This is a genomic window from Budvicia aquatica DSM 5075 = ATCC 35567 (assembly GCF_000427805.1).
Taxonomy (GTDB): domain Bacteria; phylum Pseudomonadota; class Gammaproteobacteria; order Enterobacterales; family Enterobacteriaceae; genus Budvicia; species Budvicia aquatica.
In genome coordinates, this window is the sequence record NZ_KE386588.1 from 86,417 (window position 1) to 101,302 (window position 14,886).

The 14,886-nt window shown below is 46.0% G+C and carries 15 protein-coding genes; 5 read left to right on the forward strand and 10 right to left on the reverse strand.

Annotated features, from left to right (window positions below; all coding sequences use genetic code 11):
• Positions 1 to 12: 12 nt before the first annotated feature.
• A complete protein-coding gene (locus YWE_RS0124250) occupies positions 13 to 1,419 on the reverse strand; it encodes a PTS ascorbate-specific subunit IIBC (protein WP_029096765.1) in 1,407 nt (468 codons plus the stop codon).
• Positions 1,420 to 1,850: 431 nt separating this feature from the next.
• Here YWE_RS0124250 and ulaG point away from each other — a divergent pair, with 431 nt between their 5' ends.
• On the forward strand, positions 1,851 to 2,915 hold the full coding sequence (ulaG, locus tag YWE_RS0124255) for an L-ascorbate 6-phosphate lactonase (protein ID WP_029096766.1): 1,065 nt from the start codon (positions 1,851 to 1,853) through the stop codon (positions 2,913 to 2,915).
• A gap of 141 nt (positions 2,916 to 3,056) precedes the next feature.
• Positions 3,057 to 3,812, forward strand: a complete 756-nt coding sequence (gene ulaR, locus YWE_RS0124260; protein ID WP_029096767.1) for an HTH-type transcriptional regulator UlaR — start codon at positions 3,057 to 3,059, stop codon at positions 3,810 to 3,812.
• An 86-nt stretch (positions 3,813 to 3,898) separates the two neighbouring features.
• Here the strand turns inward: ulaR and YWE_RS0124265 are convergent, their stop codons facing one another.
• Positions 3,899 to 4,477 carry an RpoE-regulated lipoprotein gene (locus YWE_RS0124265; RefSeq protein ID WP_029096768.1) on the reverse strand — a complete coding sequence of 193 codons (579 nt, stop codon included), beginning with the start codon at positions 4,475 to 4,477 and terminating at the stop codon, positions 3,899 to 3,901.
• Positions 4,478 to 4,526: 49 nt separating this feature from the next.
• Complete coding sequence (locus YWE_RS0124270; RefSeq protein WP_029096769.1) at positions 4,527 to 4,952, reverse strand: GNAT family acetyltransferase; 426 nt, start codon at positions 4,950 to 4,952, stop codon at positions 4,527 to 4,529.
• Between the two features lie 188 nt (positions 4,953 to 5,140).
• Here YWE_RS0124270 and YWE_RS0124275 point away from each other — a divergent pair, with 188 nt between their 5' ends.
• Positions 5,141 to 5,590 (forward strand): YaiI/YqxD family protein, encoded by a 450-nt coding sequence (locus YWE_RS0124275; RefSeq protein ID WP_029096770.1) that lies wholly within the window; start codon positions 5,141 to 5,143, stop codon positions 5,588 to 5,590.
• A gap of 202 nt (positions 5,591 to 5,792) precedes the next feature.
• Here the strand turns inward: YWE_RS0124275 and napC are convergent, their stop codons facing one another.
• The 7 genes from napC to napF are packed head-to-tail and all read right to left on the reverse strand — an operon-like array spanning position 5,793 to position 11,831.
• A complete protein-coding gene (gene napC, locus YWE_RS0124280; protein WP_029096771.1) occupies positions 5,793 to 6,392 on the reverse strand; it encodes a cytochrome c-type protein NapC in 600 nt (199 codons plus the stop codon).
• 12 nt (positions 6,393 to 6,404) lie between these two features.
• On the reverse strand, positions 6,405 to 6,857 hold the full coding sequence (gene napB, locus YWE_RS0124285) for a nitrate reductase cytochrome c-type subunit (RefSeq protein WP_029096772.1): 453 nt from the start codon (positions 6,855 to 6,857) through the stop codon (positions 6,405 to 6,407).
• Positions 6,854 to 7,819, reverse strand: a complete 966-nt coding sequence (locus YWE_RS0124290) for a quinol dehydrogenase ferredoxin subunit NapH (protein ID WP_029096773.1) — start codon at positions 7,817 to 7,819, stop codon at positions 6,854 to 6,856. Before YWE_RS0124290 ends, napB begins: the two co-directional genes overlap by 4 nt.
• Entirely contained in the window at positions 7,819 to 8,574 is a 756-nt protein-coding gene (gene napG / locus YWE_RS0124295) for a ferredoxin-type protein NapG (protein ID WP_029096774.1), read from the reverse strand. Before napG ends, YWE_RS0124290 begins: the two co-directional genes overlap by 1 nt.
• 20 nt (positions 8,575 to 8,594) lie before the next feature.
• Positions 8,595 to 11,078 (reverse strand): nitrate reductase catalytic subunit NapA, encoded by a 2,484-nt coding sequence (gene napA / locus YWE_RS0124300; RefSeq protein ID WP_029096775.1) that lies wholly within the window; start codon positions 11,076 to 11,078, stop codon positions 8,595 to 8,597.
• Complete coding sequence (gene napD, locus YWE_RS0124305; protein WP_036017070.1) at positions 11,075 to 11,344, reverse strand: chaperone NapD; 270 nt, start codon at positions 11,342 to 11,344, stop codon at positions 11,075 to 11,077. The genes napA and napD overlap by 4 nt, the downstream gene beginning before the upstream one ends.
• Positions 11,331 to 11,831 carry a ferredoxin-type protein NapF gene (napF, locus tag YWE_RS0124310; protein ID WP_029096777.1) on the reverse strand — a complete coding sequence of 167 codons (501 nt, stop codon included), beginning with the start codon at positions 11,829 to 11,831 and terminating at the stop codon, positions 11,331 to 11,333. The genes napD and napF overlap by 14 nt, the downstream gene beginning before the upstream one ends.
• Before the next feature lie 402 nt (positions 11,832 to 12,233).
• Here napF and narQ point away from each other — a divergent pair, with 402 nt between their 5' ends.
• Both narQ and narL read left to right on the forward strand, forming a co-directional pair.
• Positions 12,234 to 13,922: a nitrate/nitrite two-component system sensor histidine kinase NarQ gene (gene narQ, locus YWE_RS0124315; RefSeq protein ID WP_029096778.1), complete on the forward strand. Its 1,689-nt coding sequence runs from the start codon at positions 12,234 to 12,236 to the stop codon at positions 13,920 to 13,922.
• Positions 13,923 to 14,086: 164 nt separating this feature from the next.
• Positions 14,087 to 14,719: a two-component system response regulator NarL gene (gene narL / locus YWE_RS0124320; RefSeq protein WP_029096779.1), complete on the forward strand. Its 633-nt coding sequence runs from the start codon at positions 14,087 to 14,089 to the stop codon at positions 14,717 to 14,719.
• The last annotated feature ends 167 nt before the right edge of the window (positions 14,720 to 14,886 follow it).

A 14,886-nucleotide genomic window follows, 5' to 3' on the forward strand; every position in this document is an offset into this window, starting at 1 on the left:
AATTGGTTAGTATTAATTAGCTATGGATTTAGATAATTCCTTTTGCTGCTGTTCCAGATCTTCTTCTGCCCGTAGTGAACGGCTGGCAAAAAACATATACAACAGTGCAATCGCGATTACGACGCCCATAAACCACAGGCCAAGAGTCAGCCCTTGCATTAATGGAGGCGCTAGAATCGACCAGTCAGCCATGCCCATCCAGGCACTCAGACCGGTGAGCTTAACCGCCCACACGCAGCCAAAGATTTCTATCATCCCCATGACCAGACAGATTTTTAATGCCGCGCGCCATCCGCCAAAATGATTAGCGAAAACGCCGATGGTGGCATTAGAGAAGAACATGGGAATAAAGCCGGGAATAATCATGATGGAAGAACCCACCGCGAGCAGAACGCCGACGGCAATTAGCTGACCTATCGTGCCCCACATAAAACCCCAAACCACTGCGTTGGGGGCAAAGCTATAAATAGCCGCGCAATCGATAGCCAGTACGGCGCCGGGTATCAGTTTTTGAGAGATGCCGTTAAAGGCCTCCGTTAACTCAGCAACAAACATGCGCACGCCCTGCACAATAATGAAAATAGCAACGGCAAACATCAGGCCAGTTTGCAGAATGTAGATGGTCCAATGGGTTTTACCGGCCATTTTCTGCAGAGTATCAAGACCGAAAGAACACAGGATGATGCCAAAAAACAGAGTCATCACAATCGCCGTGGAAACAATGTTGTCGTGAAAGATATTCAGCCACCCCGGCAATTTCATATTCTCTACGCTATCTTCTTTTTTGCCCAGATACGGTGCTATTTTATAAGCAACCCATGAGGCAAACTGCTGCTGATGTCCGATAGAAAAACCGCTATTCTCAGTGATTTCTTGCGTTGGTTTGAACATCATGTTGGAGGTGATGCCCCAGTAGAGCGAGACTAAAATTGCAGTACAGATAACCGTAGTCCACATGTCATAGCCCAGAATGAAAAAGAATACGGCAATCAGGCCCGCCTGCTGGAACATGATATGGCCGGTAAGCATGATGGTACGAATACCGGTAATTCTGCGTAGCAAAACATAGATAATATTCAGAGCGAGTGCTAACAACACCGCATAGCCAACCCAGCTATAGGCATCACCCATTCTTTCAATCGTTGCCATCATCGCCGCATAGGTATCAGAGATAGCACCATTAATCCCGTAAACCTCAGATAGCTTAGCAACCACGGGCTTAAAGGTACTGGTCAGAATGCCAGAACCCGCCTGCAGCAACATAAAACCGACAATCGTTTTGATCGTACCTTTGATTATCACCGTTGCACTTTTACGCAAAAGCATATAGCCAAGCATCGTGACAATACCCAGCAACAATGGCGCATTTGTCATGACCTGATTAAAGAAAACGGTAAAAATGTTGTAGAGGGTTTCCATAAAACTCCCCGTTTGATTTTTTATCTATCCAGTGAATTAGACGTACCTGTTTTGTAATTCCTAAGTACGTAGCTATAAAACAAAATCACCATACCAATCACAAAGAATCATTAAAAGATTTATTATGATTATTTGTGACATTGCTCCCAATGTTATCATTCCAATATCAAACCGAAACAATTCAATCAAATAATTATCATTAAATATCAATAAATTAAATAATATAATTTGTTCTTTAAATTGATAACACCCAACAACCCAGGTAGTGAAAGTCGATTAAACCCAATAAAAATCTCCGTTGAACATAAAAAAAATCAATGCTAGAGTTCGAAAAACAATCATTAAAAATCATAATAAATCTTTTAGTGATTCAACTTGATTCTTTCAATGCTAAATAACGCAGCCTAATAACCAATAAAGAGGGTTTCATCATGAGTAAAGTTAATACCATCACGCGTGATTCATGGGTTCTGAGTACCTTTCCAGAATGGGGATCTTGGTTAAATGAAGAAATAGATCAAGAACAGGTCGCTGCGGGAACGTTTGCTATGTGGTGGTTAGGTTGCACCGGTATATGGCTGAAATCTGAAGGCGGAGCTAACGTTTGCGTTGATTTTTGGTGTGGTACAGGCAAGCAGAGCCACGGCAACCCATTGATGAAAAATGGCCATCAAATGCAAAGAATGGCTGGCGTTAAAAAACTACAGCCTAACCTGCGCACCACCCCATTTGTTCTGGATCCTTTTGCCATCAAAAATATTGATGCCGTACTGGCTACTCACGATCACAACGACCATATCGATGTCAACGTAGCCGCGGCGGTGATGCAAAACTGCGACTCATCGGTTCCTTTTATCGGGCCGCAAACCTGCGTTGATATTTGGATAAGTTGGGGCGTGCCGGTTGAACGCTGCCGGGTAGTCAAGCCCGGGGACGTTATTCGCATAAAAGATATCGAAATTCATGCGCTGGATGCCTTTGACCGTACGGCGCTGATCACACTACCGGCAGACCAAAAAGCAGCAGGCACCTTACCTGACGGCATGGACCTGCGAGCGGTAAACTACTTGTTTAAAACGCCGGGCGGCAGCCTTTACCACAGCGGAGACTCTCATTATTCCAACTACTATGCTAAACATGGTAACGACCACAAAATTGACGTTGCCTTGGGGTCTTATGGTGAAAATCCTCGAGGGATCACCGACAAGATGACCAGCGCTGATATCCTGCGTATGGCTGAATCACTGAATACGCAGGTCGTTATCCCCTTCCATCACGATATCTGGTCTAACTTTCAGGCCGATCCACAGGAAATACGGGTATTGTGGAATATGAAAAAAGACCGGCTAAAGTATAATTTCAAACCGTATATCTGGCAGGTTGGTGGCAAATTTATCTGGCCTCAGGATAAAGATAACTTTGAATATCACTATCCGCGCGGCTTTGATGATTGCTTTACTATTGAGCCGGACCTTCCGTTTAAATCATTCTTGTAATCGGTAACCGTTGGGCGGATGGCCAGTCCCCATCCGTCAAATTCCCGCTAATGTGCTTTTATTTGACATGATGATTTAAATTGCATTCCCGCTCGCATATAATCACCGGATAATCATATTCACGCACAGACCGGAGCCCACATGACCGAATCTCAACGCCATAACGCTATTCTTGAGTTGGTGCAGCGAAAGGGGCAAATCTCCATCGCAAATGTTATCGATACTTTTAATATCTCACCGGCGACTGCACGCAGAGACATCAATAAGCTCAATAATATGAATAAGCTACGGAAAGTGCGTAACGGCGCGGAAGTCATTCATTCACAGCGGCCGGCCTGGACACCGTTAAATATTCATCAGGCTCAGAATCTGAATGAAAAAATGCGCATTGCCAAAGCCGCATCAGAGCTGTGTCAGCCCGGAGAAAGCGTGGTGATCAACTGCGGTTCTACCGCATTTCTGTTAGGAAAAGAGATTGCTGGTCGCGATATTCAGGTTATTACTAACTATTTGCCTTTGGCTAATTATCTGATTGAGCAAGAACACGATAGCGTCGTTATCATGGGCGGGCAGTATAATAAAAGTCAGTCAATTACCTTATCACCTCAGGATAGCGATTCCAGCCTATACGCAGGGCACTGGATGTTTACCAGCGGCAAAGGTTTAACCGTTGATGGGTTATATAAAACCGATATGTTAACCGCCATGGCTGAGCAAAAAATGTTGAAGTATGTGGGTAAGCTGGTGGTGTTGGTTGATAGCAGTAAAATCGGCCAGAGAGCAGGCATGCTGTTTAGCAGGACAGAACAAATTAATATGATAATTACCGGTAAAGCCGCCGATGCGGTTATTGTCGAGCAACTACGCCAACAGGGTGTTGAAGTCGTTCTGGTTTAGCCATAGCTGAAATACAACCGTCAGGCCAAACGGCAATATCCAGCCTGACGGTATTCATTCAAATCAATCTGCGCGTAACAAATATGTTATTTCGCGCTCCAGACCATCTTACTAATTGTCCAGGTTTTCAGCTTATCATCCGGTGGCATTATGCTGGATGAACCCATCCACTCACCGCTGAAAATATAGCTGATATGTTTACTTTCCGGAGACTGACAAATCACACTGCCGGTATAGTCACCGGTGCCGACTTCACAATGGTTATAGGCTTTTTCAAACAGTTCACTGAACTCAGTGCCCAGCTTGGTTCCCGCCGGCGTTTTAATCCCTTTATCCATCACTTCAATACGTTCAACTTTGCCCTGCTCATTGCCATAAAAAGCCAATTGAAGTTTAGTACCGTCCATTGCCTCAAAGAATGTGGTCGTTTGACCGGCAGACATGCCCATACCTTTACGCAGACGATAGTCATCATCTAAGGTTTTATTCAGAGAGTCTTCATCCAGCGGGGTTGCCGAAGAGATATCACCTAATCCGCTATCGCTTAACATCGGACTACCGCCAAACCAGTTAAACGGAGAAAGGCTTGAAAAGGAAAAATTACTGACGGTTGAGCAGCCCGTAATCAAAAAAGGAACCAGTAACAAAACAACACGAATATTCATCTATTATCCTATCGGGTCAGTGGGCAAGAAGATGGCGATCGACTCCCTGCTAATATTCCTGATCTTCAATTAACCGTTTACCGATGCAAACCGTATCCTGAATTTCATAGCTAAGCTTTTCATACATCCCGATCACGGCGTCGTTATCGTCACGCACCATTAATTGCAATTTAGGACAGCCTCGGGCAATAAGCTTTTTCTCTAGTCGGCTGATCAGCGCATTGGCAATGCCTCTTCCGCGATAATCAGGATGTACGCCAAGGTAATACGCCGAACCGCGATGGCCGTCATATCCGCCCATAATCGTACCGACTACCTCACCTCCGACCTCAGCAACCAGAAACAGTTCAGGATCGTTGTTCTGTTTACGTTCGATATCCGTTTCAGGATCGTTCCACGGACGCAATAAATCGCAACGTTCCCATAGCGTTACTACGTCTTCAAAATCACCTTGTTTAAATATACGGATTTCCATCATTATTCACCGTTATCACCCTCTAATAGTTGATGATTATGGTAAGTTTAGCGACAAGTGCAATAGGCAACTGAATATTCTTGTGGTGGTATACTAAATTATCTTTATCAGTCGGCCATATGATTGAGGCTGGACATGGTAAATTAGCCAACGCCAGCAATAAATGCCGTTAAAAGTAAGGATAAATTATGCAAATCTGGGTCGATGCAGACGCCTGCCCTAACGTGATAAAAGAAGTGCTATTTAGGGCCGCCGATCGGGTTAACGTCATGGTGACGCTGGTAGCCAACCAATATATCAAAGCACCTCCGTCACCCTATATTCGTAGCCTTCAAGTGCCCGCAGGATTTGATGTGGCTGACAATGAGATAGTACGCCGGGTTGAACCCGGAGACTTAGTTATCACCGCCGATATTCCGCTGGCAGCCGAAGTACTTGAAAAAGGCGGAGATGCGATTAACCCGCGCGGTGAACGTTATTCCCCGGCAACCATTCGCGAACGCCTGACAATGCGTGACTTTATGGACACTATGCGCTCCAGCGGAGTACAAACCGGCGGACCCAATACCATGACCCAACGCGATCGCCAACAGTTTGCCAATGAACTAGATAAATGGCTGTTGAAGTTTAAGAAATAGATAGCAACCTAACCTCCATCCTTCGTCAAAGTTAACTCTGCATTCCCCACATTCCGCCATCCCGTTGAAAAACGGGATGGCGGAATGTGGGGATGACAAAAATTAGAAAACAGTGGGGAATAAACGCTGGGTTAAACTATCAATAAAAAAGCCCGCAAGTCATAAACCTGCAGGCCTTTAGTGATAAAGCTATTCGACAGCCTCAGAAACCGTTAGGAATCCCCGTCATATCAGGAAGCTTATGCGCAATCCCTTTATGGCAGTCAATACAGGTTTTACCTTCATCGATGGCAAAACTGTGCATCTTAGTGGCGACGGTCTTCTGCTCGGTAAAGTCCATATAGTCGAAGCTATGGCAGTTACGACACTCCTGAGAGTCGTTCTTTTTCATCCTGGCCCATTCATTCTTGGCCATCTCTAAACGATGAGCCTCAAATTTCTGTGGCGTATCAATGATGCCAAACGCTTTACCATACAGCTCTTTAGTTGCCTGAATTTTACGTACCATTTTAGGAACAAACTCCTGTGGCACGTGACAGTCGGAACAGATAGCGCGAACGCCAGTCCGGTTGCTGTAGTGCACAGTATCCATATATTCCTGATAAACGTTATCGCGCATTTCATGGCAGCTGATACAGAACTTTTCACTGTTCATCGCATGCATGCTGGTATTAAAGCCAGTCACAAAAACGACGCCGGCAACAAAGCCCAGAATCAATAAGGTACCAATAGCTAAACGGCTCGGTGTACGGAACCATGTCCAGACCCGGCGGATCAAACCCGGTTTTTTCTCTTTACTCATTTCATCCCCCGATTACTGACCGTATCCCGGTGCAGGCTCGAACGTATTGCCAATAATAGGTGGTGCGTCAGCCTGTGGAACATGGCAAGACTGGCAGAAATAACGACGTGGAGCCACTTGACTGCTTACATGACCTTCACTGTCCATAAAGTGCGTCGGGCTGATACGCGGTGCTCCGGTGGTACGGTAGCTTTGAACACCGTGACATTTAAGGCAGGTATTGACCTTAGACGTTACCTGATAGCCTTCTACGCTATGTGGAATCATTGGCGGCTGGTTTACATAGTCCAGTGCCATACGACTTTGCTCTTTAGGCATAATTATTTGACCTTCAGTGGTACCGGAAACTTCCGGTGACTGACTGAAATCAACGCCATTACCTGCAGCAACAGCAACGCCGCCGGAGACTAATGCAATTAACATTGCCCACAAGGTAACCTGCTTTTTCAAGACGTTACTCTTCATTCCTTTACTCCCGAACGATGGAATCGTGTTTTTATTTGAAATACTTTCTCAGAACAGACATCAATACACCGGCCACAAGAAATACAATCTTTGCTCAATACTAACGGGCTCTCATTTTTACCAAACAGAGGGCCGCGCAGTACCTGTGGCTCCGGGCAGATGTGGATACAATCCATACAACGGGTACAGTCCTGGCGATTTTCTGCGCTAATTCTCAATGTCCCTTTACAGCCAATAGCACCATAAAGAGCACCAACCGGACACAGGTGGCCACACCAACCGTGTTCGACCACTAACAGGTCAAACAGGAAAACCACCACAATCAGCCAGATACTGGCGCCGAAACCGAAAACCAGTCCGGTAATCACACCATTTACTGACGCTGATGAATGTCCAATGCTGTTGATTAATCCCCTGCCGAAGGCTGAAACCGGATTTACCCATTCCCAGACCAAGGCCCCGCTAACCGCACTGCCTAAAATAATGGCAATCAAAATGCCATAGCGCAGTGAGGCCGGAATAGTGGCACTGTTTCGGATACCTAATTTACGCCGCAACCAGGCAGCAAAATCAGTGACCAGACTCAGAGGGCAAACCCAGCCGCAGAACAACCGGCTGGCAAATAACGCATACAATAGAGCAATAATTAAACCGCCGAATATTCCATACCATTCGGACCAAGAAGCCCAGCCAGCGCTGGCTCCTTCAGCCGGAACGGCAGGAATATGACCAGATGCCAGACTTTGCAACATAATTAAAGGATCGGCCAACGGGATAGTGCCCAGCAGCATACTGCCGCTGTAGTTACCCCGTAGGATCCAGATGCTGAACAAAGGTCCGGTCAGGAACATGCTGAGAATAAGCAACTGACTGATCCGACGTAAAATCAGGAAGCGGTGGCTATACCACCAGCCATATTTGGCCCGAGCTTCATGGCCTGCCTGTTTAGGTGCATTTGCCATTATAGCCCTCCTTCCGGCTTACGGGTGGGTAGCGTTAAAGCTTCGGGAATCAGTGAATGCCCGGCTTTATCTTTTTCTATCCAGCCCAATCGGTAGTGCTCACCCAATTTGCCCTGAGCCAGTGACAAAGGAAGCACCTTAATAGCGGCTTCCTCAAGAACACAGGCTTCTTCGCATTTACCACAGCCGGTACAGTATTCACTGTGAACCGTAGGTAAAAACTTAGCGTGCATATCCGTGCGCTCATTACGATGAAGCTCCAGCGTAATGGCTTTGTTGATTAACGGACACACCCGGTGGCAAACATCACAGCGTAATCCCTGCCAGTTCAGGCAGTTTTCATGATCCAGTAATACCGCCAGTCCCATGCGGGACTTATCAATATCTGTTAGAGAAGAGTCTAATGCACCACTAGGACAAGCTTTAACACAGGGAATATCGTCACACATTTCACAAGGTATCTGACGAGCCACAAAGTACGGGGTACCTGAAGAGACCGGCGACAGTAACGTTGCCAGCTTTAAGGTATCGTAAGGACAGTCCTGAACGCATTGTCCACAGCGGATGCAGGCGCTATTAAACGCCGCTTCCGGTAGTGCACCAGGCGGACGCAGAGCAATGCCCTCACGTGCGGCCTGAGACTGTTTTTGCGGAATGCCCAACAGCAGCGTCAGACCGGCTAAGCCGCCTGCGCTGCGTGCTACGTCGCGTAAAAAACGGCGACGTGCGGGCCCTTTATCCCTTTGATTAGCCATAGTGATACGTCCTTCTTATCCTATGCTTTGACCACTTTAACTGCGCACTTCTTGTAGTCAGTTTCTTTCGACAATGGGTCTGTAGCATCCAGAGTCAGAACGTTAACTAGCTGTGCAGCATCAAAGAACGCCATATACACTAAACCTTCAGGTACACGGTTACGGCCACGAGTTTCCACAATCGAAACTAACTCGCCGCGACGGGACTGGACCTTAACTTTATCTCCGCGGCGCATACCGCGTTTTTGTGCATCCTGAGGGTGAATAAACAGCACTGATTCTGGGAATGAGCGATGTAATTCAGGTACGCGGCGGGTCATTGAACCGGTATGCCAATGCTCCAGAACACGACCGGTAGATAACCACAGGTCAAACTCTTCGTCCGGGCTTTCAGCTGCTGGCTCATAAGGCAGGGCAAAAATCACCGCTTTGCCGTCAGGCTTACCATAGAACTTAACGCCTTCACCGGCTTTCACATACGGGTCAAAACCTTCACGGTAACGCCATAAGGTCTCTTTACCGTCGACCACCGGCCAGCGTAAACCACGCGCTTTATGGTAGGCGTCGAAGTCAGCTAAGTCATGACCATGACCACGGCCAAAGCCAGCATATTCTTCAAACAGGCCTTTCTGTAGGTAATAGCCAAACTCACGGGACTCATCGTTAAGCTGACCGGCAGCCAGTTCATCCACGTTGAATTTATCAACCTGGCCGTTAGCAAACAGCACTTCATACAGCGTTTTACCGCGGTACTCAGGGTTCTTGTCTAACAGTTCAGCAGGCCATACTTCGTCGGTTTTAAAGTATTTAGAGAACTCAACAATTTGCCACAGGTCGGATTTAGACTCGCCCGGAGCTTTAACCTGTTGACGCCAGAACTGACTACGGCGCTCAGCGTTACCATAAGCCCCTTCTTTTTCTACCCACATGGCGGTCGGTAAAATCAGGTCAGCGGCTAGTGCACTGATGGTCGGATACGGATCGGAAACCACAATAAAGTTGCGCGGATCGCGCCAGCCAGGCATACGGTCTTCGTTAATATTCGGACCAGCCTGCATATTATTGGTACACAGCGTCCAGTAAGCGTTCAGCTTGCCGTCTTTTAGAGCACGGTCCTGAGCGATGGCATGTAGGCCAATGCTGCCAAGAATGGTGCCTTCAGGCAATTTCCACTTTTGCTCAGCAATTTTACGGTGTGCTTCGTTGGTAACCACCATGTCCGCAGGCAGACGGTGAGCAAAGGTACCTACTTCACGGGCAGTACCACAGGCTGATGGCTGGCCGGTTAGTGAGAACGGACCACAGCCCGGCTTAGAAATTTTACCGGTCAGTAAGTGGATGTTGTAACACAGGTTATTCGCCCATACACCGCGGGTGTGCTGGTTGAAGCCCATGGTCCAATAAGAAACCACTTTCACGTTTGGATCGGCATACAGTTTTGCCAAAGCAACCAGCGAATCTTTTGCCACTCCGGTCATTTCTGCCGTTTTTTCTAAGGTATATTCAGCGACAAAAGCTTTATATTCATCAAAGCTCATTGGCGTTGATTTATCACTATCCGGGTTTTTAGCTGCTTTTTGCAGCGGATTAGTCGGGCGTAAGCCATAACCAATATCAGTTTCACCACGGCGGATATTAACGTGTTTCTCTAAGAACTCATGATCAACAGCGTTATTTTCAATAATGTAATTAGCAATATAGTTGAGAATAACCAGATCGGTCTGAGGCTTGAAGATCATCGGGTTATCGGCTAATTCAAAGCTACGATGTTCAAAGGTAGACATCACCGCAACCCTAACATTCGGGTTAGACAAACGACGGTCGGTAATGCGTGACCACAGAATCGGGTGCATTTCCGCCATGTTTGAGCCCCAAAGGACAAAAGCATCGGCCTGCTCGATATCATCGTAGCAACCCATAGGTTCATCCATACCAAAGGTACGCATAAAACCAACTACCGCACTGGCCATACAGTGACGCGCATTCGGGTCGATATTGTTAGAACGGAAGCCCGCTTTGAACAGTTTAGCCGCAGCATAACCTTCCCAAATGGTGAATTGCCCTGAAGCAAACATACCACCACCGTTAGGACCGTTATCTTTAAAGGCCTTTTTGTACTTGTCACTCATTACGGTGAATGCCTGATCCCAGGTTACCGGGGTAAACTCACCGTCTTTAGCATATTGGCCGTCTTTCATACGCAACAGCGGCTGAGTCAGACGATCCTTTCCGTACATAATCTTAGGCAGGAAGTAACCTTTGATACAGTTCAGACCACGGTTAACCGGCGCATCAGGGTCTCCCTGAGAAGCCACAACTCGGCCATTCTGTGTGCCAACTAAGACGCTACATCCGGTACCACAAAAGCGGCACGGAGCCTTATCCCACTTAATATCTTCGCTTCCTTCAGCGGCCACAGCTACCGTAGGAATAGTCATTCCTGCGGCCACTGCAGCTGCGGCAGCAGCATTTGCTTTCATGAAGTCTCTACGACTGAGTTTCATGGCGTATCCTCACCTTGCTCATCTTGCTGGTGGTAAACCAGCGACACAGCCAACACACCCGCTAAATCCCGCGTTGACTCAATTTGGGCAAACAGAACGTCGGAATTATCTGCTTGCATAACAACGATTAACTTGCCTTCATTTTCATTCACTCCGGGAATCTCAGTTCCCGGTAGTGCACACAGTGCTTCACTTACTTTTGAAATATTTTCAGGCTTAACCTGAACAATCAGACTACAAACGTGCCAGCTATTATTTTCCGACATTATCTTTATCACTCTCACTGGTTGTGATGGCTTGAACAGGACAACTCGAAATACAGCTTCCACATCCGGTACAGCTATCACTGTCTAATTCGGGCTGCGCTATTCCCCCTAATCGAAGCTTAAACTTAATCGCATTAGGCTCGCAGACATCTTGGCAGCTCCGGCATGCTACATTCTGAAAAGTTAAACAGGTGGTACTAATTACAGCCTTGCGCTGCCAGGGCTGGTTTTGTATCGATGTAAAAACCGGTTCCGGACAAGCCGCCACACAACGGCCACAAAATGTGCACTCAGCGCGTTGAAAATCTATCTCAGGAAAACCCTCTCCCTTAACGATTAAAACCTGAGTTTCACAGGCATCAACACAAGCATGGCAACGCGTACAACCATCAATAAATTGCGCTTCGTCTATCGACCAGGGCGGCCGAATCGCAGAACTGCGATGCCACTGCCCGCGTAATAAATTTCGCCTCGATAAAACCGACATGCTTTTACTCCGTTAACACAAGAGAAACATTTCTTTTCTTTCAATACTGGTTAATCTTATGAGCCCCGGAAAAAAATAATTCAGATAGAAACTCCGGCTAGCGTAAGTTAATCTTTAGAGGGTAGAGTTATAATTACTCTTAATGGGTAAATCATAGGGTAGTTTGCGTTAGATCAATCGATAGCGTCTTTTTTAAGCAGATTTTTGACCTATGTTTGGTTTCATATCATCGTTATTTGATTGAGAATTAAAAATATAATTAAGCGCACTTATCAATGAATGCTGAATTATTTATCTACCCGCTCATTTAGCGCCGGTCAAATTAACAATTAAATAACAAATATACAGTCATTTTATTTAATCGTCTTTATTTCATATTATTTAAGTCGTTGAGGTATCAAGGTGTCAGTGAAACGTTCAGTCACCACGACTATTGCACGCATGCTGATTGCAATTGTTGTTTTATCCGTATTATCCACTGGTCTGGCTATCATTACGCTAATCGCCAGCCGTACCGATGCGGAAGCGGTGAATATTTCCGGTTCACTGCGTATGCAAAGCTATCGCTTGGCCTATGACCTGACGACTAATTCGCCGGATCTTGAAGAACACATCAGGCAATACGATCTTTCTCTTAAAGCGCCTGCATTAGCGGAATTTAAGCGTTTCTACTCACCGTCAGACATTCAAAATGAGTATCGTCTGTTGCTGGAACGCTGGAGCCTGCTTGAAAGTGAATTGAAGGGTAATCGCCCCGAAAACTATATCAATCAGCTATCAAACTATGTAAAGCAAATTGATAATTTTGTCCTGTCTATTCAACGTTTTTCTGAAATGAAGCTAAGGGTTGCCGCTGGCATCAGTATCATTAGCTTTTTACTTACCATCGGACTGGTTTTTTACATTATTCACTTCAGCAGACGGCAAATCGTTGAGCCACTCAATCGAATGGTCCATGCCAGCCACTATATTCAAACCGGTCGATTTGACCATCCACCACTGGATGTAGAATTGCCTAACGAACTCGGCGTACTGGCTACCGCCTTTACCTCTATGTCGACAGATTTAGCTAAGCTGTATCAGTCACTGGCCGAAAAAGTAGCAGAAAAAACCCTCAAGTTAACCCAGGCAAACCGCTCGCTGGGCGTACTGTATGACTGTTTGCAGGCGCTAAGCGTCAGTCAGGTCGATCGCCAATGCTTCGAGCAGGTTCTGTCTATTGTACGTAACAGTGAAAACCTGGTCACAATACGGCTGGAAGTCCAAGACAGTGGTGAAGGCCGCTGGGTTTTAGTTGAAGGCACTGAAGATAAAAACCGTGACTGGCAATACCTGACCTTAGAGCAAAATGAGCAACAGTTAGGGCGATTAAGCTGGCAATGTTCAGATACGGCCGTTCACCCGCAATTAATCGAGAACGTCGCGAATATATTAAGCCGGGGCATTTACTTTAACCGGGCACAAAAACGTTATCTGCAAGTCCTTCTCATGGAAGAAAGAGCAACCATTGCCCGTGAGTTGCACGACTCACTGGCTCAGTCTCTTTCTTTCTTACGAATTCAACTTACCTTGCTTAAACGTACTATTCCCAGTAATAATGAAAAGGCAATGTCGGTTATCAGTGATTTTGATCAAGCGCTTTCCAGCGCCTATCGACAGCTTAGGGAATTATTGGCTACCTTCAGGCTGACGATACAGGAAGCTGACCTTCATGAAGCACTGAACCAGTTGATAGTACCTTTACAGGGCCAAACGACGGCATCAATTCAGATTCATTGTGCATTATCCTCGCAGTCTCTTAATGCACAACAGCAGGTTCATGCATTACAAATTGTCAGGGAAGCGGTTTTGAATGCCATCAAGCATGCCAATGCTACGCTTATCACTGTCAACTGTGATTCTGCACCTAACGGTAATAATATGATTATAATTACCGATAACGGAACGGGTATTAAAAGTCTTGATGAACCGGAAGGGCATTATGGCCTGAATATTATGAGCGAACGGGCATCCCGATTAGGCGGTACGCTTAATATTCATCGTCGTGAAGAAGGAGGGACTTCTGTATGTCTTCTCTTTCCTCAACAATAAGTTTTTAATAAAAAGAATAAAATGGGAAATATTTTATACCTGAAATAATTCGATATGCAGAAAGGCAGCGAGTGACTGAATGTCACCAACGCATCTGTAAATTGAAGTATGGCGGTATATATCAGTATTCTTCAACAGATTAAGAAACAACGGAGTAATACACTGTGTCAGAGCAATGTAATATCTTGATCGTAGATGACCACCCGCTTATGCGCCGTGGCGTTAGACAACTTCTTGAACTTGAGCCGACGTTTAACATCGTGGCCGAGGCAAGCAATGGCAATGAAGCTATCACCTTTGCCAGCCAATTTTCACCTGACTTAATTTTACTCGATCTGAATATGAAGGGCCTGTCCGGTCTGGATACGCTGAAAGCCTTACGTAATGAAGGGGTTGATGCTCGAATTATTGTGCTTACCGTCTCAGACTCACGTAATGATATCTATGCGCTGATTGATGCCGGGGCTGATGGCTATCTGCTAAAAGACAGTGAGCCTGAGCAGTTACTGAGTAAAATTCTTCAGGCTGCCAATGGGGAAAACGTATTCAGTGACATTATTCATGAATATCTGGCAACCAGAGACGAACAAACCGATCCGTTTGAGTCACTGACTGAACGTGAGCTAGACGTATTACAAGAAGTTGCTCGCGGTATGTCTAATAAACAAATTGCCGTTCATCTGCATATTTCTGAAGAAACCGTAAAAGTGCATATTCGTAATATGCTGCGTAAGCTGAACGTTCGCTCACGCGTGGCGGCAACGGTGATGTATCTGGAACAAAAAGCCAGTAACTAGCTATTCGCTCTTCGCCATTTGAAATATTCCGGTCCCCTGCTATCGGGGGACGATTTCAATGGCAATTGAATATCCGTCCTAACAACGCTCGCTAACGTTAACAACCATCCCTAATTTCCTTTAATACCCCCGAGTTTTCAGCCAATTTTTTAAATTAGATCGCATTT